The 25,252-nt window shown below is 62.6% G+C and carries 21 protein-coding genes; 11 read left to right on the top strand and 10 right to left on the bottom strand.

Going from position 1 to position 25,252, the window contains the following annotated elements; genetic code table 11:
• The first annotated feature begins 181 nt into the window (after positions 1-181).
• Entirely contained in the window at positions 182-2,122 is a 1,941-nt protein-coding gene (asnB, locus tag HZB49_RS12365; protein ID WP_291611643.1) for an asparagine synthase (glutamine-hydrolyzing), read from the top strand.
• A gap of 54 nt (positions 2,123-2,176) precedes the next feature.
• Here asnB and wecB read toward each other — a convergent pair whose 3' ends face one another.
• Together wecB and HZB49_RS12355 are read right to left on the bottom strand one after the other, a co-directional pair.
• Positions 2,177-3,397: a UDP-N-acetylglucosamine 2-epimerase (non-hydrolyzing) gene (wecB, locus tag HZB49_RS12360; RefSeq protein WP_291611641.1), complete on the bottom strand. Its 1,221-nt coding sequence runs from the start codon at positions 3,395-3,397 to the stop codon at positions 2,177-2,179.
• The gene (locus HZB49_RS12355; protein WP_291611639.1) at positions 3,394-5,121 is read right to left on the bottom strand and encodes a WecB/TagA/CpsF family glycosyltransferase; all 1,728 of its coding nucleotides are present in this window, start codon (positions 5,119-5,121) and stop codon (positions 3,394-3,396) included. Before HZB49_RS12355 ends, wecB begins: the two co-directional genes overlap by 4 nt.
• A 341-nt stretch (positions 5,122-5,462) precedes the next feature.
• On the opposite strand from HZB49_RS12355, the gene HZB49_RS12350 reads away from it, so the two are divergent.
• The 3 genes from HZB49_RS12350 (at position 5,463) to HZB49_RS12340 (ending at position 9,968) form a co-directional block, all read left to right on the top strand.
• Positions 5,463-7,388, top strand: coding sequence for a glycosyl hydrolase family 28-related protein (locus HZB49_RS12350; protein ID WP_291611637.1), 1,926 nt, complete (start codon positions 5,463-5,465; stop codon positions 7,386-7,388).
• Between the two features lie 517 nt (positions 7,389-7,905).
• Positions 7,906-8,712, top strand: a complete 807-nt coding sequence (locus HZB49_RS12345; protein WP_291611635.1) for a GNAT family N-acetyltransferase — start codon at positions 7,906-7,908, stop codon at positions 8,710-8,712.
• A 212-nt stretch (positions 8,713-8,924) separates the two neighbouring features.
• Positions 8,925-9,968: an NAD(P)-dependent oxidoreductase gene (locus HZB49_RS12340; protein ID WP_291611633.1), complete on the top strand. Its 1,044-nt coding sequence runs from the start codon at positions 8,925-8,927 to the stop codon at positions 9,966-9,968.
• A gap of 83 nt (positions 9,969-10,051) precedes the next feature.
• Here HZB49_RS12340 and HZB49_RS12335 read toward each other — a convergent pair whose 3' ends face one another.
• Positions 10,052-11,377: a Gfo/Idh/MocA family oxidoreductase gene (locus tag HZB49_RS12335; RefSeq protein WP_291611631.1), complete on the bottom strand. Its 1,326-nt coding sequence runs from the start codon at positions 11,375-11,377 to the stop codon at positions 10,052-10,054.
• 56 nt (positions 11,378-11,433) lie between these two features.
• Positions 11,434-12,015: a dTDP-4-dehydrorhamnose 3,5-epimerase gene (gene rfbC / locus HZB49_RS12330; protein ID WP_291611629.1), complete on the bottom strand. Its 582-nt coding sequence runs from the start codon at positions 12,013-12,015 to the stop codon at positions 11,434-11,436.
• Between the two features lie 425 nt (positions 12,016-12,440).
• On the opposite strand from rfbC, the gene HZB49_RS12325 reads away from it, so the two are divergent.
• From HZB49_RS12325 to HZB49_RS12305, 5 genes are all read left to right on the top strand, one after another.
• Positions 12,441-13,235, top strand: coding sequence for a glucose-1-phosphate cytidylyltransferase (locus tag HZB49_RS12325; protein ID WP_291611627.1), 795 nt, complete (start codon positions 12,441-12,443; stop codon positions 13,233-13,235).
• Positions 13,235-13,888 carry a PIG-L deacetylase family protein gene (locus tag HZB49_RS12320; RefSeq protein ID WP_291611625.1) on the top strand — a complete coding sequence of 218 codons (654 nt, stop codon included), beginning with the start codon at positions 13,235-13,237 and terminating at the stop codon, positions 13,886-13,888. Before HZB49_RS12325 ends, HZB49_RS12320 begins: the two co-directional genes overlap by 1 nt.
• Positions 13,885-15,027: a hypothetical protein gene (locus HZB49_RS12315; RefSeq protein ID WP_291611623.1), complete on the top strand. Its 1,143-nt coding sequence runs from the start codon at positions 13,885-13,887 to the stop codon at positions 15,025-15,027. Before HZB49_RS12320 ends, HZB49_RS12315 begins: the two co-directional genes overlap by 4 nt.
• A 96-nt stretch (positions 15,028-15,123) precedes the next feature.
• Entirely contained in the window at positions 15,124-16,566 is a 1,443-nt protein-coding gene (locus HZB49_RS12310) for a lipopolysaccharide biosynthesis protein (protein WP_291611622.1), read from the top strand.
• A gap of 14 nt (positions 16,567-16,580) precedes the next feature.
• Positions 16,581-17,015 carry a hypothetical protein gene (locus tag HZB49_RS12305; protein ID WP_291611620.1) on the top strand — a complete coding sequence of 145 codons (435 nt, stop codon included), beginning with the start codon at positions 16,581-16,583 and terminating at the stop codon, positions 17,013-17,015.
• A 35-nt stretch (positions 17,016-17,050) separates the two neighbouring features.
• Here the strand turns inward: HZB49_RS12305 and HZB49_RS12300 are convergent, their stop codons facing one another.
• Together HZB49_RS12300 and HZB49_RS12295 are read right to left on the bottom strand one after the other, a co-directional pair.
• The gene (locus tag HZB49_RS12300) at positions 17,051-18,325 is read right to left on the bottom strand and encodes a hypothetical protein (RefSeq protein ID WP_291611618.1); all 1,275 of its coding nucleotides are present in this window, start codon (positions 18,323-18,325) and stop codon (positions 17,051-17,053) included.
• Between the two features lie 461 nt (positions 18,326-18,786).
• The gene (locus HZB49_RS12295; RefSeq protein ID WP_291611616.1) at positions 18,787-19,896 is read right to left on the bottom strand and encodes a glycosyltransferase; all 1,110 of its coding nucleotides are present in this window, start codon (positions 19,894-19,896) and stop codon (positions 18,787-18,789) included.
• A 320-nt stretch (positions 19,897-20,216) separates the two neighbouring features.
• On the opposite strand from HZB49_RS12295, the gene HZB49_RS12290 reads away from it, so the two are divergent.
• Positions 20,217-21,449: a Hint domain-containing protein gene (locus HZB49_RS12290; protein WP_365857625.1), complete on the top strand. Its 1,233-nt coding sequence runs from the start codon at positions 20,217-20,219 to the stop codon at positions 21,447-21,449.
• Positions 21,450-21,536: 87 nt separating this feature from the next.
• Here the strand turns inward: HZB49_RS12290 and HZB49_RS12285 are convergent, their stop codons facing one another.
• Complete coding sequence (locus tag HZB49_RS12285; protein ID WP_291611614.1) at positions 21,537-22,235, bottom strand: pirin family protein; 699 nt, start codon at positions 22,233-22,235, stop codon at positions 21,537-21,539.
• A gap of 112 nt (positions 22,236-22,347) precedes the next feature.
• Between HZB49_RS12285 and HZB49_RS12280 the strand changes: the two genes are divergently transcribed.
• A complete protein-coding gene (locus tag HZB49_RS12280) occupies positions 22,348-23,259 on the top strand; it encodes a LysR family transcriptional regulator (protein WP_291611612.1) in 912 nt (303 codons plus the stop codon).
• 94 nt (positions 23,260-23,353) lie between these two features.
• Here HZB49_RS12280 and HZB49_RS12275 read toward each other — a convergent pair whose 3' ends face one another.
• The 3 genes from HZB49_RS12275 to HZB49_RS12265 form a co-directional block, all read right to left on the bottom strand.
• On the bottom strand, positions 23,354-23,968 hold the full coding sequence (locus HZB49_RS12275; RefSeq protein WP_291611611.1) for a glutathione S-transferase family protein: 615 nt from the start codon (positions 23,966-23,968) through the stop codon (positions 23,354-23,356).
• Between the two features lie 86 nt (positions 23,969-24,054).
• Positions 24,055-24,864: an MBL fold metallo-hydrolase gene (locus tag HZB49_RS12270; protein WP_291611609.1), complete on the bottom strand. Its 810-nt coding sequence runs from the start codon at positions 24,862-24,864 to the stop codon at positions 24,055-24,057.
• Positions 24,861-25,235 carry a cyclic nucleotide-binding domain-containing protein gene (locus HZB49_RS12265; RefSeq protein WP_291611607.1) on the bottom strand — a complete coding sequence of 125 codons (375 nt, stop codon included), beginning with the start codon at positions 25,233-25,235 and terminating at the stop codon, positions 24,861-24,863. Before HZB49_RS12265 ends, HZB49_RS12270 begins: the two co-directional genes overlap by 4 nt.
• Positions 25,236-25,252: the final 17 nt, after the last annotated feature.

The following is a 25,252-nucleotide window of genomic DNA, read 5'->3' as shown; positions in this document are numbered from 1 at the left end:
AACTACTTATCGCACCAGGCCGCCTAGGAGTGTAGCGTTTGAGGTTAGTGTTAACAGAATTGCCTTGAGCTCAGGCTTGGATCGCCTGCTATTCATCGAGGGCCTCCTCAAGGTAAGTTTCTTGATCTGATGTTTACGACGTGCGTAAAAGCCTGATCTTCCATCAGAAGCGAACGATTTGATGTGTGGCATAGCCGGGATCATCGGAAAAATTGACGAGACCAACCGCGCGGCGTTGCAGCGGATGAACGATGCCATGGTCCATCGTGGTCCGGATGCCGACGGGATCTGGTGCTCTGCGCCGGACGCTCGCGGATGGGGTGCGCTTCTGGCGCACCGCCGGCTTGCGATCCTCGACCTGTCGCCGGCCGGCGTCCAGCCGATGATCGATCCGGTCACCGGGCACGTCATCACCTTCAACGGCGAGATCTACAACTATCTCGACCTGCGGCGGCGTCTGGAAGGCGAAGGACAGCAGTTCCAGTCGAGCGGTGACACCGCAGTGATGTTGCGCGGGCTCGGCCTGCACGGGCCGAAGGCGATGAGCTGGCTCCGCGGCATGTTTGCCTTCGCATGTTGGGATCAGAAGCAGCGCCGCCTCCTGCTGGCGCGAGATCATCTGGGCATCAAGCCGCTCTATGTGGCGCGCTCGTCCGATCCGGATAAGGGTTGGTCCGTGGCCTTCGCCTCGGAACTCCGGGCGTTGTTGGCTTCCGGCTTGCTGGGCACACCGCAGCTTGATCCGCAGGCCGCCGCCAGCTGCGCCTGGAATGGCTTCGTCGTTGGTCCCACGACGGCCGTCAGGGGTGTCGAACTGCTGTGGCCGGGGCGGCTCGTCGAGTTCGACGATGCCGGCGAGGAAATCCGCAACGAGGATTTCTGGCGTATCCCCGCCAGCGCGCCGGATCCCGGCATGAACGAGAATGAGCTCGCCGCCCTCCTCGAGGAAGGACTCCGGCTTCATCTCGCCAGCGATGTGCCTCTCGCAGTGTTCCTGTCCGGCGGTATTGACTCGTCCGCGATGGCCAATCTTGCCCAGCGCGCGGCTCAGGGGCCGATCCACACCTTCACCCTTGCCTTTGAAGAACAGGAGCTCAACGAGGGACCGATTGCGCGGCAAATCTCCGCAGCGATCGGCACCCAGCATCACGAAGTGGTGCTGACGGAGCCACAGTTCGTTGCAAATCTGGAGACGGCGCTCGACAGTCTCGACCAGCCGACGTTTGACGGACTCAACGCCTACTTCATGTCACGCGCGATTCGCGACGCGGGATTTACCGTTGCGCTCTCGGGCACCGGCGGCGACGAACTGTTCGGAGGCTATCCGACTTTCCGGGACCTGCCGGTCCTGCAGCGCTGGCTCGGCCGCGCCGGCTTCGTGCCGCGTGGCCTGCAAGTGGCCGCGGCGACATTGGCGACCTGGCCGCTGCGGAATTCCGGTCAGGCGGTGCCGCCACAGACGCGCTGGGCCAAGCTTCCCGACATGGTACGTCGCGGCGATGATCTCGTGGCGCTCTATCAACTGGCGAGCGCGCTCTTTCTCCCCGGCTGGCAGCGTGAACTGCTGGCGCCCGGTTATGTCGACGTGCTGGCCGATGGCCTGCCTGCCACCATGCGCCAGCGTCTCACCGCCGAGACAAGCGGCCGCACGCCGTTGTCGGCAATCAGCGTCTTGGAGCAGAGGTTATTCCTCGGCGAGCGGCTGCTGCGCGACAATGACGTGGCCAGCATGGCCGCCTCGCTGGAGCAGCGGGTGCCGCTGGTCGACCACGTTCTGTTCGAGGCCCTCGATCGCCTGCCGGATGAGGCGCGCTATCAGCCGCTCGGCCGCAAGGCCATGCTGCGGCGGATCGGCCTGCGCGGCCTCGATCCGGCGCTATTCGATCGTCCGAAGAGCGGCTTCGTGCTGCCGTTCGACCGGTGGATTCGACAGGGCCTCAGGGGGGTCATGGACCAGACCATGCGCGACCCGCAGGCGATCGCGCCTTGCGGTCTCGATCCGGGAGCCGTCGGACGGCTTTGGCAAACTTATCTCGACGGGGGGGCCGGCTTCTATTGGTCGCGCGTCTGGTCGGTGTATGTCTTCATCCGCTGGTGTCACCGCAACCGCGTGTTTCGCTGACGCGCCGGATGCCGCCGGCGTCAAGCTGAAGTTCGTCCGGCCGACGCAAGCGCGTCAGCTCGAGATCCTGGCCAACTCTTTCAGTTCAGGCTGTAGCGCAGGCGAGGCGGGAGTGGCGACTGCATCCGTCGAGAAGTAGCTGCGGATCCGCTGCACGATGCGCTCGGCGGCGTAGCCGTCGCCATAGGGGTTTTTGGCGGTCGCCATCGACCGATAGGCGGCTTCGTCGGCGAGCAGCCGGGCCGCATGTTCCACGATGGCGGGAGCATTGGGTCCGGTCAAAAGCGCAGTGCCCGCCGCGACGCCCTCGGGGCGCTCGGTGGTGTCGCGCATGACGAGGACCGGCTTGCCGAGCGAGGGCGCTTCTTCCTGGACGCCGCCCGAGTCGGTCAGCACCAGCCGGCAACGCGCCATCAGGGCGACGAAGTTGCGGTAGTTCTGCGGCGCGATGAGCCGGACATTCGGTAGCCCGCCGAGCAGTCGGTTGACGTGCGTCAATACGTTGGGATTGAGGTGAACCGGGTAGACAAAGCGATGGTCGGGGAATCTTGCGACCAGTGTCGCAATCGCCTGGCAGATCTGCTCGACACCTTCGCCGAAATTTTCGCGGCGGTGGCCGGTGATCAGGACGGTGGGCCATTGTGCCCAGTCGGCGCCCAGTAATTTACCGAGATCGCCGTCGATCCCAGCACGAAGAACGGAATCGTCGACCTGGCGTGCGACCTCGATGCGCAGGGCGTCGATCACGGTGTTTCCGGTGACCGAAATCGTCTCGTCGGCAACGCCCTCGCGGAGCAATGCCGTGCGCGCAGCTTCGGTCGGCGCGAAGTGAAGCGCCACCAGAGGGGTGGCCAGCTTGCGGTTTGCTTCCTCGGGAAATGGCGACCGGATGTTGCCGGTGCGCAAGCCCGCCTCGACGTGGCCGATCGGGATACGCCGGTAGAAGCAGGCCAGCGAGGCAGCGAGCACGGTGGTCGTGTCGCCCTGCACCAGCGCCATGTCGGGCTTCGCCGTTTCCAGCCACCCGTCGATGCCGTCGAGGAGCCTCGCGGTCAGTCCTGCAAGCGTCTGGTTCGGACGCATTACGTCGAGGTCGGCGTCGACAGCGAAGCCAAATGTGTCGGCGACCTGTCGAAACATCTCCTTGTGCTGGCCGGTTGCCACGACAGTGCAGCGAAAGTCACTTGCGTCGCGCAATGCGGCCACTACGGGAGCCAGCTTCACGGCCTCGGGCCGCGTGCCCATGAAAACCAGAATGTTGCGCTTGCCGGTCATGGCGTCTCCCCGCGTCGCTTCCAGCTTTGCCCGATCGGCGGCCGCCCCAGGCGACGCGCGATGACTTCAAGGCCGGCGAGCCAGCTGAATTCGCTGTTGTTGGTAAGGTAGCGCTTCCACAGCTTGCGCGGCTCCATCATGAGCCGCCAGAACCACTCCATGCCCGCCATCTGCACCCAATGCGGGGCGCGCTTGATGAAGCCGGCCAGCACATCGAAGCTGCCGCCCACCCCGACGATCACCGGTACCCTGAGCTGCTCGCGATGGCGCTCGACCCACGTCTCCTTGAACGGTGTGGGCATGCCGACGAACAGCATGTGAGCCTTGCTGGCGTGGATTTCCTCGATGACGCGCGAATGGTCGTTCGGTCCGAAATAGCCGTCACGGAAGCCGGCGATCTCGATGCCGGGATGTTGCACCAGGCAACGCTGGACCAGCGTCGAAACCACCTCGTGCCTTGCGCCGAGGAAATAAACCCGCAACCCGTGTTCACCGGCCGCCGACAACAGATGCGCCATCAGGTCCACGCCGGCCACGCGCTCCGGCACCGGCTGGCCCGAGGCCCGAAGGGCCCAGACCACCGACATGCCGTCGGCCAGGATGAGGCGGCCCGCCCGGCAGGCCGATGCCAGCTCCGGATCGTGGCGCATCATGCAGAGATGCGAGGAGTTTGCGGTGATGACAGTATTGGAATCCGGCTCCTTGCACAGCTTGAGGCATCGCGCCACAGCCTCGTCGATGGTCACGGTGTCGAACTGGAGGCCGAGCAGCTCGGCGCGCCGCCCGCTTCTCGTGGCGTCCTTGTCGTGTCCCGGATGGCGCTCATGCCAGAGAGGCGCCTGCTGATCTTCGAAGCGCGCGGTGGCGGCCTGCTTGCCGAGGCGCAGGCAGGCATGCTGGTAGGAACGCAGGAAGCGCCTGAATTCCCGATCGTCGTAGCGCGGCAGGCCCTTGAGCCAGCTTCGCAGGTAGCCCCACAACATCGCAACGCTACCGATCAGCGCCGGGTGCGCTGGGAGGCGGGAGATCGCCACAGCCAGGTAGTAGAGCGGCGAGGTGCCCATGAAGTACTGGCCGAACCCGGCGCGAAGTCTGCCGGTCCAGATGCCCTTGTGGCTGGCGCCCTGCGGACGAAGATGCACGAAGCGAATGGGTTCAAGATCGACACTCTCGGCGATCCAGCCCAGCATGCGGGCCCTGTGGCAATCAATGCCGTCCCACATCACCTGGCGCACGAAGCCGCCGATTTCCCTGAAGCAGGCGACCCGGTAGAACTTGGTCATGCCCACGGACATTTCGTCGCCGCAGATTTCGGGCACCAGCGCTCCGGTCTTCGGATGCACGAACCACGGCTTCCCGGACGTGGTCCCGATCCGGGGATTGCTTTCCATCCGCTCCATCAGGACCTCAAAGTAGCGGATCGGCAGGTCGAGATCCATGTCGAGCTTGCACAGGTAGTCGAAGTCCTCGAGGTGCACTTCATTCAGGCCGGCATAGAAGGCTTCGATGACGCCGGGCCCGACCTGTCGGCCGCCCCGGTCGTCGCGCCTTATCACGCGCAGGTAGGGCAGGCGCCTGGAATATTCCTCTAGGATCGCCGCCGTCTCGTCGGTCGATCCGTCGTCCACGACCACCCAGAGCATCGGCGGCACCGATTGCAGCGCCACGCTATCGAGCGTGCGACGGAGGTACTTCGCCTCGTCCCGGCAGGGCGAAACGAGCAAATAGCGTCGTGATTTTCCCGCAGCGGGAAGTTCGCCATCCGCGACCGTCGGAGAATCGGTCAACGCAAAATTGGGTTCATGTTTCATAAATGGACATCACTTGCACGGCCTGTGCGCCAGTTTAGACTTTGCTGTCCTCTTCTGGGTCATGGTGGCCTGGTTCTCCGGCGCGACTAGGCGTGTTCAGCAGGTATCATGCCGGGCGTGCCACATCAGGCGGCTTCGCAAGTTAATGTTAAGCCGAGCTTCCGCTGTGGATGCACATGCAGCAATGTCATATCAGGCTTACCTGACAGCGGCCGGATATGGCCCGGCTTGTCATGCGTATGGGAGCCCGCCACGTGAACGCGACAGTCACGCCGCGTCCGTTCTTCGTCCATGGCTTCACCGCTGCGATTGCAGCCGTGATCGCAGCCGTGTGCGGTCCCGGCCTCGTTGCCGCAGCCGGGAAGGATGCCGTCCCGCCTGCAGCGGCAATCGACTCAAGCAGCTTCCTGCCGCAGGACCGTTCGACCAGATGGCAGCCGGGAATGATGGGAGCCGGCGGTATCCCGGCCCACCAGACTGTTTGCTCCGCGTTGAACCCGAACGGCGGAACGACGGATGATACCGCTAGGATTCAGGCCGCCATCAACGCTTGCCCGACAGGTCAGGTGGTACAGCTCTCGGCCGGCACCTTCATCATCAATGATGGCCATTATCTGCGCGTCAACAAGGGGATCACGCTGCGCGGCGCTGGGCCGGGCCGGACCATCATCGCCAAGACCAACGGCGCCAAGCCGTTCCAGTCTGCCGTCAGCGCCAAGCCCTCTCCGCTCGTCGTTGTGGGTGCTTCGCTGTTTTCATCAACCGGCGACAGCACAAATACGATCGGCTCCGTCGCGCTGGCCGCGGATGCGGTGAAGGGCGAATACTCCGTCAGGGTGGCGGACACTGCCGGCTTTGCGCCGGGCCAGGTCGTCCTGCTCGACGAGTCCTCGGGGGCCGCATGGCAGAAGGATCCGCAGGGGCGCGGAAAGATCTGGGCTTCCGCTGACTGGCGCGTGGTGTGGCAGAAGCACGATCCCGCCGTCCAGTTCGTCGACGATTTTGCGCCTGAGGCGCTTTCGACTACGCCGCGCAGCGCCGGCTCCTGGTTCTCGAGACTGGACAGGCCGACGGCGGAGATCAAGGAAGTTGCCTCTGTTTTCGGCTCCACCGTCACATTCACGACGCCGATCCATATCACATACCGCACCGGTAACGCCGCGCAGTTGTCCCGCTACGCGCAGTCCCATGTGATGAATGCCGGCGTCGAGGACCTGACGCTGACCGGCGGCGACGCCGGCAATCTCCGCTTCAACTGGGCGGCTAAGTCGTGGGCGAGAAACGTCGAGAGCACGGTGTGGCACGGTGAAGGCTTTGCGATCCATGCTTCCTTCCGCATCGAACTCCGCGAATTCTATGTGCACGACGCTGCATGGGCGCAGCCTGGCGGCGGCGGCTATGCCATGAGCCTGTCGGCCGGATCGTCCGAAGTTCTCATCGAGAACGGCATCGCAGTCCGCGCCAACAAGGTGATGGCAGTGCGATCCGCGGGCGCCGGCTCGGTGGTTGGCTACAACTACATGGACATGAGTTACATCAACACCCAGGGTTACTGGATCGAAACCGGGCTCAATGCCAGCCACATGGTGGGGCCGCATCACGTTCTCTTCGAAGGCAACTACGGCCACAACGCCGACAGCGACAATACCCACGGCAACAGCATATATCTCACCTTCTTCCGCAATCAGCTGCGGGGCATCCGCAGCCCGTTCGACAACCAGGCGGGTGGTCGAATCGACGACGCCGTACAAGCGCGCAATGGACCGCAGCGGTGCGCCGGCCTCATGGCCTATTCCTACTGGATGTCCTTCGTCGGAAACGTGCTTGGCGCGGACGGAAAGATGGATGGCTGGGTTTACGAGGGAAGCTTCGCCGACGGCAAGCCGGCCGTCTGGATGCTGGGATGGGATGCGGTCACACCCTATCCGACCGATGCCAAAGTATCCGCAACCACGCTTCGGCATGGCAACTTCGACTATCTCACCATGACTGTGAAGTGGGATCCGTCGATTGCGAGCCGCACGTTGCCGGATTCCTTGTATCTGACGAGCAAGCCTGCATTCTTCGATGCCGGACGCGGCTATGCGTGGCCGTGGGTCGATCCGGCAGGCACAACCACGCTGCACACGCTACCGGCCAAGGCGCGCTACGACGCGGGAACTCCGTTTACCCAACCGTGAACCCCGAACGCCTCACGCGCTCATTTCAGTTCCCGATCAATCAAGTCGGCGTCGTTAATCCTAACGAAGTAAAGTAGTTGTTAAGGGCACTTTGCACACCCAAGAGTGCGGCTTGCGTCGATGCGTCGCGTGAACAGCGGAATATGAGCGAGCTATGAAGGAGCTCGCGTTCGACAAGACAACAACACGAAATTGCCTGGGGCCCATCAATGGAAGCTTGGGGAAAGTCCGTCTTGTTCGGCGGCTGTGCGGGTCGTCTGCAAGACCGCCGCTGCAGCCTCGCCGCGGTCGACCCGTTCGCCAGAACGCGGCATGGGCGCGTCGAGATTTCTCTGCTTCACGCTGGTGAACCGGGACGGTGCGCGATCTGATGCGGAAATCCATCTTCCACGAAGACTGGTGGCTTGATGCACTTGCGCCTGGGCGGTGGCGCGAGGTGACGTGTCATCGTGGTGGTCGGGTAGCGGGTTCACTGCGTTTCGTCGAACGCAGCGAAGGCAATGCCAGGATCTGCGAGATGCCGCAGATCACGCGCTTTCTCGGACCGATCGTGGCGCCGCAACCCGGCAAGACCGAGGCACGAATCCGTTCCACTCATTCGATCATCGCCGAGCTGCTCAAGCAGATTGACGGCCACGATCATGTCGAAATGACGCTCGACGTCGGCTTTGGCGATCTCGCGCCGTTTCTGGCAGCGGGCTACGATGTCAGGGTGCATCCGACGTTCCTGCTGGATTGCAAGAGCCAGCCCATCGACGTGTTGTGGGCGGGTTTGCGCGACAAGACCAAGAACATCATCCGTCGTGCCCGCGAGCGGCTGACGATCCGCGAAATCGGCGATGCGAGCCGGTTCGCCAGGTTCTATGGGGCAAATCTCGACGGTGCGGAATCCTATTTCGATCTCTCCCTGCTGACTCCAGCCTTTGCGGCAGCCAGCGCCCGCGGGCAGTGCAGGATCCTGGCAGCGGTCGATTCCAACGGCGTCGCGCATGCCAAGGTGTTCTTCATCTGGGACGACAAGTACGTCCACTATTTCCTCTCGACCCGCGACAGGCATGTTGCCCATCCCGGCGCGGTCAGCCTTTTGCTGTGGGCCGGCATTGAGCTCGCCCATTCGCTGGGCCGCTGGTTCGATTTCGACGGCGGCATTGCAAACGACGCCAGATACCGCTTCATGGTCGCATTCGGAGGGGAGCTGGCGAACCGCTTCGATGTTACGCGCTCGACGGCGCATTACAGGGTTCAGCACACCATTCGACGAATTCCGCGGGCGCTGATGAGAGGCATCTCGGCTTCGCGCCGCGTGCCGGCAACGGTACAGTAACGATCGGGTAACGCGCCAAGCCAGGTCCGCCGTTGCGCCTGTTAGCTGCCGTCCGGCGCTGCGCGATTCGATCGTAACCCTAATATCGGCCGTTACGGTGCTCCGGATTCGAGGTCCGGTTAACTACGGTTTCATCGAAGGCGTGAATCGCCGGTGGAACATCCTGTAAACTGGTATTCAAAATCGAGACCAAACCAACAGGGTGTTGAACAATGCGTGTTTTGCTGACTGGACATCTCGGCTACATCGGCTCGGTCATGACGCCGATGCTGCTCAAGGCGGGGCACGAGGTGATTGGCCTCGACAGCGATCTGTACGAGCGCTGCACGTTCGCGCAGGGGGGCGTTATCACCGACGTTCCGAGCATCCTGAAGGATACCCGCGACGTCCAGCTTGCCGATCTGAAGGGCATCGATGCGGTCATCCATCTTGCCGCCCTCTCCAACGATCCGCTCGGCAATCTCCGCGCCGGCCTGACCGACGATATCAACCATCGCGCCAGCGTGCGCATCGCGGAGCTCGCCAAGAAAGCGGGCGTCAAGCGCTTCCTGTTCGCTTCCTCGTGCAGCAATTACGGCAAGGCCGGAGAGGGCATGATCGACGAGACCGGTGCGCTCAATCCGGTGACGGCTTATGGCGAGTCCAAGGTCAATTCGGAGCGAAGCATTGCGCGAATTGCCGGCGACGGCTTCTGCCCGGTCTATCTGCGGCCCGCGACCGCGTATGGCGTGTCGCCGCGACTGCGGTTCGACATCGTCCTGAACAACCTCGTGGCTTGGGCTGTGACGACCGGGAAGATCCACCTGAAGTCCGACGGGACCCCGTGGCGTCCTATTGTCCACATTGAGGATATTTCGCGGGCGTTCATTGCGGCGCTTGAGGCGCCGGTGGACGCGGTGTTCAACGAAGCCTTCAACGTCGGCCAGACGGCCCACAACTACCAGATCAGGGATCTCGCCAGGATCGTTGCCGAGGTCGTTCCCGGATGCGTGGTCGAGCTCGCCGAAGGCGCGGGCCCGGATACCCGTTCCTATCGCGTGAGCTTCGAGAAGATCCGCAGCCGGCTGCCGGCGTTCAAGCCGCAATGGGATGCCAGGAAGGGTGCCGAGCAGCTTTACAAGGCCTACCGTGCCTCAGGCGTGACGCTGGAGGAGTTCGAGGGGCCGCGATATCAGCGCATCGGGCACATCAACAAGCTCCTCTCTGAAGGGATCCTGGGCGATGACCTGCGTCATCGCGCGCTCGCCGAGGCGTAAGCGCACCAAGGCGCCGGTCTGGCAAATTAAAAGCGGAAACCTGTCGGTTTCCGCTTTTTTCGTCCCATACCCAGCCAGCCAGACTAGGCAGGCACGCTGATCATCTCTTCGAGCCAGCGCTCTGAGCGGAAGTGCTTGTACTGCTCGGCGCGAAGGCGATCGGCCAGGCGGCCCGGCGGCAGCTCGACGTCGCGGTAAGTCAGCACTGCGTCCTTCCTTACGTCGCGCTTGAGCTTGCAGCCCTCGACCAGGCCCTCGGGCAGATATTGCTGCGAACTCATCTCATCAACATTCGCAGCCTCGCCGTACGTCATGTACATGCCGTAATCGTCGAGCACCTCGCCAACCTTCAGATCCCGCTTGGCGACGGCGCAAACCTCGACCACCGGGCCGGCGATCGGCGGCGCAAGTGGATCGCGGAACAAGGCCACGCGGGCGATCGCACTCGGCACCTCGAAGTGCACGAGATGGTAGGGAACAAAGAAAGAGTAAAGCGGCCCTTCGCCCATCTTGTAGAGGTTGAGATAGTGCTGCTGCTTGGGATCCGGGTGCTCGGCGAGCACGTAAACCTTGGTCAGCGGGGTGCCCACGACATAGTCGATGATGCCGCCGAGCTCACGCACCTCGTCGATGTCATAGAGCTTGCCGATCTGCATGATATCGCCGCGATACTCGAGCCCCCGCGACATGCCGCGCGACCGGACCTTGAAGCCCGTGGCGTTGGCGACGATCGCCTGCTCGCAGCTGATCTTGGTGCCATCGGCGAAGCTTGTGACCATGGCCGGGTTCTGCTGCCAGCGTTCCGCAAAGGCCTTTTGGGTGGTCGGGTTGCGATAGGGATCCTGCAGGCCCTTGACGTTCCCGATAACCCGGGGAATGAGCCCGAGCCCCTTGACCCAGCGATAGAGGTTCATCTGGACGCCGGGCTCGTCGCCGTCGCAGGCCGACATGATGACACCATACTTCCTGGCGTAGACTTGAAGGATGGGACCGATCGTTGCATCGATCTCGGCGTTCATCAGGACAACGTCCTTGCCGTGCTTGAATGCCTCCAGCACGACATGGGCGCCAAATTCGACAGAGCCTGTTGCCTCCACCACCACATCGACAAGCCCGGAGCGGGCCAGCAGCAAGGCATCATCGGTCGCGACCGGCCGGTTCGCGAGGATGGCATCGTTTAGCTGCCGCTGCGTTCCAGCCATGACAACGTCCTGGCAGCCGGCGTAGCGAAGTACGTCGAGCGCGCGCTTTGGGTTGCGATTGGAAACGCCGACGACACGCATCCCGGGCGTGCTGTGCATAATCTGGTTGGTCAGGCCTTGGGACATGAAGCCGGCGCCGACGATCGCAACCCGAATGGGCTTTCCCTTTTCGGCGCGTTCTTTGAGAGCAGTATCGACCAATATCATCGCTCGTGTCCTTCCGATCGGGAGGGGCGGCAACAGCTGCCGGGCATCTTGTTCAATCAGGCATATTGGGCGACGGCGACGCCCATCCTGCGCTTCAGTTCGGGCTCGATCTGGTCGAGCAAGGAGAATTTCTGGTCCTTCTCCGAAATCACGGAGACGGGCAGCGGCCAGGTAAGCCTGAGGCGCGGATCGTTGTACATCAGGCCGCCTTCCGCTTCCGGCGTATAGAACTCGCCAACCTGATAGCTTGTATCCGTCTTGTCGAGCAGCGCCTGATAGCCGTGGGCGAAGCGCTCCGGAACGTAGAGAGCGCGCTGGTTATCCTCGTTCAACTCCACCGCCACATGCTGCAGATAAGTGGGGCTCTCGGGGCGCAGATCGACGATGATGTCGAGGATCGCGCCGCGCGTGCAGCGAACGAGCTTGGTCTCGGCTGCCGGCGGGTACTGGAAGTGCATGCCGCGCAGCGTGCCCTTCCTGATATTGGACGCGAGATTGGCCTGGGCGATGGTGGGTTTCAATCCATGCGCCTTGAACTCGTTCTGGCAGAAGGCCCGGGCAAAGAAGCCTCGCGAGTCTTCGCGGCGTTCGAGATCGATGATGAATGCGCCCTTGAGCTTGGTTTCGGTGAAAATCACAACGCAACTCCACGATCGTACGTGTTAAGCGGAACTGATTGCATGACTTCAAGTCCATCACAGCATTGCGGGCCATCCTGGGGAACGGTCCGCCGGCCGGGTTTGACTTTCAACGCACGCTTCCCGCGATCAGCGTGCTGTATAGCGAGGACCTTGCCTCGGCTACAATGAAGCATTTTCGGTATGCTTAAGGTAACGATCACCGCGCCGTGATTAACGCAAACGCATCGCGATTTAGCTAAAAGCGTATCGTAAATATTTACCGTATACCCGAACTGACTCGATCGATGCGGATCGTAACCATGGACGTTCGTGGAATTCAGTGCGATCTATTGGGTCAATGCTGGCCGAGAGAGCTGGCTGTTTTTGACAGGCGGCCAGGCTGTTTCGACGCAGTTGCAATCTGCCCAAACGAGTGTACGCAAATGAAAGTCGTTCTGTTTTGCGGCGGGCTTGGAACCCGAATTCGGGAATATTCGGAAAGCATTCCGAAACCGATGGTGCCGATCGGCCATCAGCCGATCCTTTGTCACGTCATGCAGTACTACAGCCAATACGGCCATGACGACTTCATCCTCTGCCTTGGTTACAAGGCCAATGTCATCAAGGATTACTTCCTGAACTACCGGCAGACAGCGAACAGCGACTGCGTCATCTCTGATTTCGGCAAGAAGGTCGAGATTCTTGGCCATCGGCCGCCGGACTGGCGCGTCTCGCTGGTGGATACCGGGACGTGGCGTAATATCGGCGAGCGCCTGATGGCGGTGAAACATCTCGTCGAGGACGAGGAGATCTTCCTCGCCAATTACAGCGACGGGCTGACTGACGCGCCGCTGCCGGAGATGATCGAGCGCTTCAAGCAGAGCGGCAAGATCGCCTGCTTCATCGCCATCCATCCGCCGATCAGTTTCCATCTCGCCGAGTTCGACGGGGAAGGATCGGTCCGGCGGATCCGCTCCAGCCAGGAATCCGATATCTGGATCAATGGCGGCTTCTTCATCTTCCGCAAGGAGATCTTCGACTTCATCAAGGAAGGCGAGGAGCTCGTGCTTGAGCCATTCAGTCGTCTGATCGAGGGCGGCCACCTCATGGCCTACCGATACGAAGGTTTCTGGCGCGCGATGGACACGTTGCGCGACCGGCAGCTGCTGGAAGACATGGTGGAGCGGGGTGAGATGCCCTGGCGTGTGCAATCGCCGCGGGCAGCCAAGGCCGCGTGATGAGAGCGCTGCAACTTGCGAGGCCGGGCGACCGTCTGTCGGTGCTCTGCCTGGGTGCGCATTCGGACGATATCGAAATCGGCGCAGGCGCTACGCTGCTCGGCCTCATGGAGCGCGGTGTCAGGCTCGACGTGCATTGGTGCGTGTTGAGCGGCGGCGGCGTGCGCGACGACGAGGCCCGCAAGTCCGCCATGGATTTTCTGGCCAAGGCTGCAAGTGCGGAGATCGAGATCAAGTCGTTTCGCGATGGGTTTTTTCCGGAGCAGGGCGAAGCGGTCAAGCAGTGGTTCGAATCGCTGAAAGGGCGGATCGACCCTGACCTGATCCTGACGCATCGGCGCGACGATGCGCACCAGGATCATCGCCAGGTCTGCCAGCTGACGTGGAACACGTTCCGCGACCATCAGATCCTGGAATATGAAATTCCAAAATGGGACGGCGACATCGGCCAGCCGAATGTCTATGTGCCGGTATCGGTTGCCGCATTGGAGCGCAAGATCGAGCTCCTGATGGCTCATTTTGGCAGCCAGCGCTCAAAGCAGTGGTTCGACGACGAGACGTTTCGCGGGCTGGCTCGCATCAGGGGCATGGAATGCCGTGCGCCGGAGCGTTACGCCGAAGCCTTCTTCGCACGCAAGGTGGCATTGATATGACCCGGCAGGCTCTTTCCCCAAAAACGATGCCGCTCGAACTTGGCTTGAATCTCTTTCGGACGCGGCCCGCAGCAAAGGATCAAGAGGCTCTCGGTCTTCGCGCCGGCGAGTGGGTGCAGGTGCGTTCGCGCGAGGAAATCCTGGCCACGCTCGACGAAAACGGGCGGCTTGATGAACTGCCCTTCATGCCGGAGATGCTGAAGTATTGCGGCGCAAGGATCATGGTGGGCAAGCGGGCACACAAGACCTGCGATCCCGCGATCGGAATCGGCGGCCGCAAGATGGCGAACACCGTGCATCTGTCCAATATCCGCTGCAATGGCGCAGCGCATGACGGATGCCAGGCGGCTTGCCTGATCTTCTGGAAGGAAGCCTGGCTCAAGCGGATCGAGCCCGTAACGGCCGCCGCGGAACCGTCACGCAGCGTGCGCTCCGGCAGCGGCGGATGCACGGAGGATGTGCTGCATTCCAGCATCCGGATCGCGCCGCCGCCCGGTGAGACCGAGCCGCGCTATGTGTGCCAAAATACCCAGATCAAGTTCGCGACGCAGCCGCAGAGCTCGTGGGACTTGCGTCAATACCTGGAGGACTACACGTCGGGAAACGTGAGCCTTGCGCGGCTGGCGGTCGGTCTTCTTTACACGGCGTGGCGGACTGTCTCTGAGGCCGGGATCGGCATAGGAACGCCCATGCGCTGGATCTACGATACCTTCCAGCGCGTGATCGGGGGAAGTCCGTATCCGTTGCGGCCGTTCGGCGTGCCCAAGGACGTGGCGACGCCGCGGGCGACGCTCGACGTGCAGGAGGGAGAGCGCGTTCGCGTCAAGTCCCATGCCGAGATACTGAAGACGCTGGATTCCAACTACCGGAATCGCGGTCTTTACTTCGATTCCGAGATGGTTCCGTTTACTGAACGCGAGTACGAAGTCGAGTGTCGCGTCAAGCAGATCATCGATGAGCGGGACGGCAAAATGCTTCGGTTCAAGACTGACGCCATTATTCTCAAGGACGTCGTCTGCGGCTCGCGCTATGCGTACTGCCGAAGGTTTTGCCCGCGCGCGATCCCGCCGTATTGGCGCGAAATCTGGCTGGAACGGGTTCCCGGCGAGCAGGCTGAAGCGGGCTGCGACCATTCATAAGGAAAGACCCTCGTGTCTTCGAAGCGTGGCGCCGAGCATTATTTTGCGGAGAACAAGGCCGTTGCCGGCCTTGGCCGGGCGTCACTGCATAGTGGCGTGATCTTCATCGCTGCGCGCGGCGTCAACATCTTCGTCCAGCTGGCCTCGACTATCCTGCTTGCGCGCCTTCTTAGCCCGCACGACTTCGGCCTTGTGGCCATGGTGCTCGCGCTGGTCGGCTTCGCGCCCATGCTGATCGATCTCGGCACCGCCGATGCGTCGACGCAGAAGACGCAAATTACGCAGGCAGAGATCAGCACGATGTTCTGGCTGAATGTCGCCATCAGCCTGGTTCTGACGTTGCTGCTCATCGGCAGCAGCGAGGCAATCGCGCGTTCCTTTGGCGAGCCGTCGCTGACCAGCATCGCGCTGGCGCTGTCGATCACGTTCGTCCTGACCGGCATGTCGACGCAGCATTCGGCGCTGATGCGCCGCGCCATGCAGTTTCAACGTATTGCAATGATCGATATCTCCGCGAACCTGGTCGGCAGTATTGTCAGCGTGGCGCTTGCGCTTGGAGGCTGGGGGTATTGGTCCCTCGTCGCGAAGCCGATCGTGACCACGAGCTGGACTACCGTCGCCGTCTGGATGAGCTGCCGGTGGGTACCCGGGCGGCCGCGGCTGTCTCCGGATTCGAAGGAACTGGCCGGCTTCGGACTGGGCGTCACCGGTTTCACCATGACAGACTATCTCGTGAGGTCGGCTGATCGGATCGCGATCGGCTATTTTCAGGGAGCGGGCCCGCTCGGCTACTTCCAGAATGCCTTTATGATCTATGGCAATGTGCTCAGCATTCTCACCGAGCCACTCCACAACATTGCGGTATCGAGCCTGAGCAAGCTCAGGAATGATGTAGACGGACTGAAGCGGGCCTGGGAAACCGCGCTCTCGACGCTGAGTTTCTTCTCCGTGCCGGCCTTTGCGATTCTCGCGGTTATCGGTCAGGATTTTGTGGTGCTGTTGCTCGGGCAGAAATGGGCGGCCGCTGGTCCCTTGCTGTGCATTTTTGCGGTGAGGGGAATCCCCCACAGCATCGAGCGTACGCTCGGCTGGCTTCACGTGGCGATCGGACGCGCCGATCGCTGGATGCGCTGGGGCGTCTACAGCGCGATCGTCCAGCTCTTGGCGCTTATGATCGGATTGCCGTTCGGCGTAACCGGTGTTGCCGCCGCCTACGCGATCGCGATGTTCGGCCTGTTCGTGCCGGCTCTGGCCTATTCAGGCCACCCGATCGGCATTCGAAGCCGGGATGTCCTGCAGGCCGTCGGTCCGCAAACGATTGCAGGTCTGGTCGCGGTCGGCGCCGGCTTCCTGGTTCAACTGCAGTTTCTCGCCGACGTCTCCCAGTTGATGCGGATCTTCGCTTCCGGAACGGTATGCCTTGTGGCCTATCTTGCTGTTGCCGTCGGCCTCTTCAGGGTAACCGCACCTCTCCATCTCGTTTTCTCCGTGGTGCGCGATTTGCGCTCAGGCCGAACGCCGGCCAATTTTCGATCCTAGATGCAGGCATACCCATGAAAATTCTCGAGCAGTTTCTTGTCAGGCTTGACAGCGGACCGTGGAGCGCTATTTCCCGCGCGGTGCTCGGCTTCTGCATACCCCCGGTCATCCGTGCGCTATCCGGCGGGGAACAGATCTGGATTTCGCTTGCCTGGTTTGTTGTATTGCTGATCGGCCTGCGCGTGGTCCCCGCGGCATTGCGGCTGGTCTTGCCATTTTCGCGTGAGGCCAAGGACATTTGGTTCCAGCGCCGGCAGATCGCAAAATTGCACGACAGCTATCAGTGGCAGAAGCTGTTCTGGATCGGTCTTGGCCTCCTGGCCTATGCCGCGATTGCAGGTGGCCTTCGTACGGGGGAGCAGGCAGTGACGCTTGTTTGTCTGGTCGGCGGCGCCGCCGGATTGCTGTTCTGGCACAGGAGCGGCGCCGGACAGGCTCGAGCGGCCTGAGTGCGTCGTCCCTGCGTCGGAAAGCGTAGGTCGGGCTAGGGTTTCGCGGAAGCCGGAAGTTCCCGGCATTGGGAATAGACGATCCGGTCCTGGAGGTCGGATCGCTCCAGGCAATGCGCGGTGTCGCTGACCGTTCCCGCCACGCTGAAATCGTAGGCCTGGTTCCTGAACATCAGGACGTATCGCCCCGGGGACAGCGTGAAGGCAGGATCGGCCGGCCGGATCAGGATCATCTCCTTGTTGGCGGCAACCGGCGCAATGCGCAGATCGATCGAGCCCCCGCGCACCGCCCAGGTATCCTCGACCGGGACCGGCTTCGGTTTGCCACCGACGAAGGTCGTGGCTTGCATGACCTTGGCGACGACGCGCACTGACGCGCTCTCCGGCACGCTGGTAGCCAGTTCGCGGTGATAGACGGCGAACTGCAGGTTTCCACTCGGGAGCGGCGCAGGCTCCGGCTTCGATATCGGACTCGAAATGGCGACTCGCGCATCTGGCACGCGGACCGACAAAGGTTCGAGCGGTGTCAATTGTCCATCGGTCACGGCATAGACACCGTAGGTGTCGGGAATCTCGAACGGATAAGTTGTGATCGCCTGGTCGCCGGCCGAAGCCAGCAGCGGGCGTGGCAATCGTACTGCCTTTGCAGTCAACACCGACGAGGTCGCTTCGGCGAGCATCAGCTTCTGGCGCTCGAGAGCCGGCCACGGCAGCTCTCCCCAAAGCGTCAGCGTGATCACGCCGGTGCCTGCCAACATCACTCCCGTGAGCAGCGCGGCCTTGATCCCAACGTGCCAGCGCTTGCTGGTTGTCTCCGTGGAGAGGGGCTTTGGTTTTGCCGGCGCAAATCGCAAGATCTCATCGCGGATTGTCAGCGCAGGATTTTTACGCGTGGGCGCATTGCCGGTTACCGGGTCGGCGTTACCGGTGGGCGCACTCCGACGCGCCCGCTCGACGAGCTGATGGCGCCTGCCGTTCGGCGGCAACGACCGCTGCTCCTGCGGCTGGTTGTGCAATTCCGGTGCGCGGACCGGGGCTGCGAGCGCGGAACCTTTTTGCTGTTCGCGATCGGCGGGTTTCCGGCCAGGACGACCGCCATGGTCCGACATGGCGTTTCGGGCAAGGTCGCCGGATTCGCGGCGCCGCAGGTCGGCGACCTCGCGCGCGATGTTCATGATCTCGTTGCGGATGCGAGCGATCTCGGATTGCCTGTGCTGCTCGGCCTCCATCTCGTGTGGTGTCAGGGCCGGCGCAAGAACGTCTCGCCCGTTGCCGCGAAGGCTCTGTTCGATCCCGATCGGACCGTCCATGTGATTTGATTGCTCGCCGGGATGGTGAGGCGGCACGGCACGGCGCTCGTCACTGACGGAAAAGGGCCCGCGCCGTTGCTGCACGGGCCGATGTCGCGCCGGCGTCGGCCGGGACGGTCCGGCTCGCCCCTGGATGGCTTCGGGACTGGACCGGCGATGACCATTACCCCACAAACTTCGTGTCACAATACACCTCAGCCCGCTGCCACCAACACACCCGAGCCGCGCTTGAAAACTTCGCGCCATGAACTCGTCGGGCATCCGGAGCACTCCACCGTGAGGCTGAACCTCGGAAGTCGATGTCAGATGAAGTGAGCCGGCTGTCCGTGCCGCCACGGTCTCATGAATTCATTAACCATATGTTTCGGCAATTCGTTAACCATTTGGATACCCCCGCAGCGGGCCTCGCCTCAGTTCGAACTCACGGCAGGGTTCAGGGGTGGGTCGGTCTTGCGCCGGCTTTAGCGAGCGATCTGCGCAAGCTGATCGGCGCGTGCCTGCATCTTTTCGGTCGGTGACAGGCCGAGGACCTCGAACACGGTCCTGATGCGATACAGCCAGTCGTGCCGGAGCGCGGCTTCCCTCACATTCCTGTCCTGGACCGTCGCCAGCCGTCCCGGGTTGCTGTTCAACTCCGCCAGGATGCTGCCGACGTCGGGCGAATCGAACGGCAAGTGAATCACAGCATCCGGCCAGTCGAACTGCCGTTTGAATTCCGCGGTGCGCGGCGCCTCGCCGATCATGACCGTGCCGGCCGCGATACCCTCGTAGAAGCGGGCGGAGCTCTCGTCGCGCCCGGCCGTGAATTCGGGATTGTTGACGTGGCTGCGATTGGCGATGAAGTAGCGGCTATGCTTGAGGATCGTCGCCAGCATCAGGCGATGCTCCTGCGCGTTGTCGACGCGGAACGTCCGCTGCTTCAGGTCGGTGCCGCTCGCGGCCACCGTGTCGTAGTAATAGAACCTGTGTTGCAGTGCCGCCAGCAACGCGCGGTGCGTAACCTGCGAGCGGCGGCCGATGTTGCAGACGTCGATCGGCCGCGGCTGGTCGGGCGTCGCCGGCGCGAAGCGCAGGACGTCGGTTGCGAGCGGGAGGTAACTGCAAGGGCGACCGGTAATACGCGCCACGTCGTCGACGCAGTGCTGCAGTCCGGTGAAGACGTGGTCGAATTCCGACAACAGCTCGAGCAGATATTCCGGCAGTTGGTCGGTCCACACTTCGGTGATGAAGCAGGCCGCCTTGCGGCAGCGCCGACGCCAGTCCGGAATCGTCGCCAGCGAATACAGCTCGAAGGCATTGCTGAAGACCGGGAAGAACAGCTCGAATTCGCCGGTCAGGGTGGCCTTACCCCGCGGAGGAGGCGCAAGGCCTGCAGCCAGGCGCGGCGATCCGGTTGCGAGGCGTATCAGCTTGTAGGCCCGGCGGGAGAACTCGAGGGAGGCGAAATCGGTCGCGTCTATCCGCTCGGCATCGGTAACGGCCTGAAAGGTGTCCTCGAACTCGTAGGCGAGGCAAAATGCGACCAGATCGGAAATCCGGCGCTGTGACAGTAGCAGAATCTTGCCGTGCACGATGTCCGCGCCTTAGCCTTCAAATTTCTTCGTAGTGCATCGCCAGTATCGCGGAACCAAATCATGTTTCAATCATGGTGACAATTCGTCGTCGGCAAGCGTGGACTTCTTTGATTCGAAGCCGTTAATGGAAAGCGTTAAGCAACACGGGAGCGGTGATTGCGGCGATCGCGTTTTGACAAATCCCGCGCTTCGGCAGCCGGCGCTGAAGGCGCCGGTATAGGTGTCCCAAAACGAAACGCATGCATTAACCATGTCGCCCATTGTGCGTTTTCTTGTGGTTACGGATTGGTTACGCTGCCACAAACGGAGATTAGCTCATGAGTGCAGTTCCACCCTCGAGCCCTTCCCGCCGGCACTTCATCGGCATCGCTGCAGCTGCGGCGAGAAAGCTCTCGATGATATCAGTGGGATCTTCCGCACTGTCGCTGCTCGGTACCCGGGATGGGGCAGCCGGCATCCATGAGCGGCATCACTGGCCTTATCACTCACACCGGCAGCGTGAGTTCGGAGACATCGGGCACGGGCGCGGTGCCGGATCAGGACAAGGGTCTGGATCCGGCTCCGGTGCAGGGCAGGCGAGAGGCTCCGGGCACCGATCGGGCTCGGGGAGCGGGTCGGGGGCTCCCGGCCAGGGATCGGGATCTGCGAGCGGATCAGGTTCCGCCGGCTCCGGGTCGGGATCGGCGAACGGCTCGGGCTCCGGCTCCGGCAAATACGGGTCGGGCTCCGGGACCGGATCGGGCTCTGCTGGCTTGGGCTCGGGATATGGGGCCGGCTCTGCCGGTTCTGGATCGGGTTCTGTCGGCTCGGGCTCGGGATACGGGACGGGGTCTGCCGGTTCTGGATCAGGCTCCGGATATGGATCCGGAAGCTATGGATCGGCGTCCGGGTACGGTTCGGGTTCTTCGGGCGTGCGCTGCTTCACGCGTGGAACGCAGATCATGACGACCCGCGGAGAGGTAGCCGTCGAGCGTCTTGCCGTCGGCGCTGAAGTCATCACGGCAAACGGTCCGAGGCCGGTCAAGTGGATCGGCTGCCAGACCCTCAAGCGGAATCCTGCCGCAGCCTGGCATCCCCGCGTGTTGCCCGTTCGCGTGTCCCGCTTCGCCATCGACGATTGTACGCCGCATCGTGACGTTCTCGTCTCGCAGGATCATTCGCTGTTCATCGATGGCGTGCTGATCCCTGTCAGGCATCTCGTCAACGGAAGGTCGATCCGGTTCGACGAGGCGGCGCTGGCCTCGGATACGCTCGAATACTTCCACGTTGAGCTCGATACGCACGAGGTGATCTACGCTGAAGGCTTGGCGGTCGAATCCTATCTCTATTCCGGCGGGATGGTCCGCTGGGACAATGTCGGCGAATATCTGCAGCGATATGGCGAGCATCGCATCATGTCGCCGCTCGCTCCGATTCATTCCTATGAAGGAGGCTTTGACGAGTTGCGGGGCTTGATCCGCCTGGCAACGTCCCGCCTCGTCGACATTCGCGATCCGATCCAGATCGCCCACGACCGGCTCAAGGAACGGGCGCTGCTTCAGGCTGCATAGCCGTTGCGAACAACGTGTGCGCCGACGTCAGTTGGGGCGGCATTCTCGTTTGGGAATGCCGCCCCTGTTGCATTTGCCGTGCAACGCTCAGGCCGCGTCGACCAGCACCAGCTCGGAATCTTCCAGCGCGGTGATCTGCAGCCTCGCCTCGTCGCTGATCGCCGCGCCATCGCGGGCGTTGACCCGCACGCCGTTCACCTCGACGGCGCCGACGGCCGGCACCAGATAAAGATGGCGTGACTTCTCCGGCGCATACTCGGCGCTCTCGCCGGCCTTCAGCGTGGTGGCGAGCACCCGCGCGTCGGCCCGGATCGGAAGCGCGTCCTTGTCGCCGGCAAAGCCGCTCGCGATGGTCACGAGCTTGCCGGAGCGGTTCGCCTTCGGGAATGGCTTGGCGCCCCAGGTCGGCTGGCCGCCATGCGTGCTGGGCTCGATCCAGATCTGGAAGATCGTCGTCTTGCCCGGCTCCAGATTGTACTCCGAATGGCGGATGCCGCTGCCGGCGCTCATCACCTGCACGTCGCCCGCCTCGGTGCGCCCCTTGTTGCCAAGGCTGTCCTGGTGGGTGATCGCGCCCTCGCGCACATAGGTGATGATTTCCATGTTGGCATGGGGATGCGCGGGAAAGCCGGTGTTCGGCGCGATCTCGTCGTCGTTCCAGACCCGCAAGGAGCCGTGACCCATATTGGCGGGGTCGAAGTAGCTCGCGAACGAGAAGTGATGCTTGGCCTTCAGCCAGCCATGATCGGCGCCGCCGAGCTTTGCAAAGGGTCTCAGTTGGATCATCGGATTGTTCTCCTGGGCATGTGGAGTTTGATGGTTGTTGGATATGTTCTCTTCCGTGATATATAAATAGAAACTATCGAAACACATTGTTTCCAAAATCGAGGGCATTGGCATGGCAAGGCTGCCGGACTTCGAGGCGCTGGCGATCTTCGCCAAAGTCGTGGAATTGCGCTCCTTTGCTGCGGCCTCCGGCGAGCTGGCGCTGTCCAAGGCGACCGTGTCGAAGGCGGTGAGCCGGCTGGAGGAGCGGCTCGGCGCGCGCCTGTTCAACCGCACTTCGCGCCGGCTGGCACTGACCGATGCCGGGCAAAAACTCGCCGAGCGCGCGGCGCGCCTGCTCGCCGATGGCGAAGCGGCGGAAAACGAGGCGCTGGCGCAATCGGCGACGCCGCGCGGCCTGGTGCGGCTCGCGGTACCCATGACCTTCGGCGTGAAGACCGTCGCGCCGCTGCTGCCGGAATTCCTGGCGCAGTATCCGGAAGTGTCGATCGATCTTCATCTCGGCGATGCCACCGTCGATCTGATCGGCGAGGGCTTCGATGCCGGTGTGCGCATTGCGCGGCTGCCGGATTCCTCGCTGATCGCGCGGCGGCTCTGCGCCATGCCGCGTTACACCGTCGCGGCGCCGTCCTATCTGAAGCGCCACGGCCGGCCGACGCATCCGATGCACCTCGCCGACCACAAATGCTTCGGTTACGCCTACCTATCGACGCCCGGCGTCTGGCACTACACCAATGCGGCCGGCGAGCAGGCGAGCGTGCGTCCCGCCGGACAATTGCGCGTCAACAACGGCGAGGCCGTGATGCCCGCGCTGCTTGCCGGCCTCGGCATCGCCGACCTGCCGGAGTTCATCGTCGGCGACGCCATTCGTTCGGGCAAGGCCGAGGTGATCCTGAAAGGCTGGAAGCAGCCGGAAGGCGCGGTGCATCTGGTGACGCCGCCCGGCGGCCCGCGCCCCGCGCGTGTCGAGGTGCTGGCGGATTATCTGACGAAACAGTTTGCCAGGGGAAAGAAGCGGAATTGATCCGGTCATTCCGGGGCGATGCGAAGCATCGAACCCGGAATCTCGAGGTTCCGGGTCTGGTCCTTCGGACCATCCCGGAACGACTGCATAAGGATTACGCCTTCGCCGAGGGCCGCTGCGCGATGCGGTCGAACCAGGCTGCGATGTGCGTGTTGGAGCGGTCGAGCGGCTGGCCGACCTGGCCGCCGAAATCGAGCCAGCCATAGAGATGGATGTCGGCCAGCGTGAAGCGCTTGCCGCAGATATATTCGCGGCCGTCCGCCATCTGGCCGTCGAGCCATTTCAGGCGGTCTTGCGCCACCATCTTCAGGCCGGGCGAGGCTTCCGGCGCGACCGGAATCCGCTTCTCGAAGAATTTCAGCCCCTCGCCATAGCGAAAGCCGTTGCCAAGCATCTCGCAGATGTTGAGATCGACGCGGCGCGTCCACATCCGGCATTCGGCGCGCTCCTCCGGCGTCGAGCCGATCATCGGCGGCGACGGATTCTTCTCCTCCAGATATTCGCAGATTGCGGTGATCTCGGAGAGATAGCTGCCGTCATCGAGCTCCAGTGTCGGCATCTGCCCGTGCGGATTGCGCTTGAGGTGTTCCGCCTCGCGGTTTTCGCCCTTGCGCAGGTCGACGGTCTGCTTGGGCATCTCGATGCCCTTTTCCGCCATGAACATGCGGACGATGCGTGGATTCGGTCCGACCGAGTCGTAGAATTTCATGCTGTCGCTCTCCCCGTTTGTTGTCGCAGGCTTGTTGTGGCTGCCCTTGAACAGGCCGCCGCCGCATTTGTCAAACGGTGAGGGGATCAGTCGTCGAGCTTGTTGAGGTCGCGCACCGATTGCATGATCGGATCGAAATTCGACCGCGCGTCCAGCGCATCGAACAGTTGCGCGGTGTCTTCCAGCAGCGCATGCGAGCGCTGGATCGCGATGCGCACGTCTTCCTGCGGCGTGTCGGACAGCCTGCCATGGCCGGAGAGCAAGATCCTCGAGTTCAGCCCCTTGATCCGCTGCAGCGACTGGATGTAGTCGGCGATCGAGCCCGAGCCGAACACGCCACCCATCACGCCGCCGGGCATCAGCGTGTCGGAGGCAAACAACAGGCCTTTGTCCGGTTCGAACAGCGTGATGCAGGCGGAGGTGTGGCCCGGCGTGTACATCACGTTGAGACGGAAATTGCCGAGATCGATCAGATTGCCTTCCTCGAGCCAGATGTCGATATTGATCGGCACGTTCGGCTCGGCGAACATCTTTCGCAACATCGAGAAATCGTCGCGCAGCATGATCTTGTTGGCGGCGAGGCGATGCGCGGCGACATAGGTGCGGCCATGGAAATGCCAGGCCGCGCCGATATGGTCGAGATGTTCGTGGCTCAGCACCACCATGTCTATCCTGTCGGGCGTGACGCCGACATGGTTGAGGCAGGTAAGCAGATGCGGATAGTTGGTCGACAGCCCGACGTCGATCATGATGGTCCGCTTGCTGCCGCGCACCAGATAGGCATTCGCCGCGCGGTTCTTGAAGCGGATCTGGTAAACGTCTTCCGCCGCCTGGATCAGGGTGGCGGCCTCGCTGTCGAGCAGTATCTTGAACGGTGAGGGCTTGCGGTCGCTCATGAATTGGCTGCCGCCCGATAGGTGCGCTCGTTGGAGGCGCGCAGCCGCTTGGACAGCGCATCCATGATCATCAGCGCAAAGGCAGGTTGCTGGCTGACGAGGTAGACGAAGCGGGCGTGGTTGATCCGCATCACGCGCGTTTTCGGTGCGGCGGCAATCGCCGTGGCCGAGCGCGACGAGCCGTCGATGACCGCCATCTCGCCGAAGAACTCGCCCTTGCCGAGGGCGACGATCACGGTCTTGTCCGGCCCGTTCACCTTGGCGATCTCGACCTGGCCGTCGAGCACGACGTAAAGTTCGCGCCCGGTCGATCCCTCCTCGAAGATGACGTGACCGACGTCAAACTCGTTGATGCATTTCTCGATCGCCATGCCGCCCTCGCGAGTTT

Source organism: Bradyrhizobium sp. (assembly GCF_016219575.1).
Classification (GTDB): Bacteria; Pseudomonadota; Alphaproteobacteria; order Rhizobiales; family Xanthobacteraceae; genus Bradyrhizobium.
The sequence above is the reverse complement of the archived record's forward strand: the minus strand, read 5'-3'. Positions and strand labels throughout refer to the sequence as shown.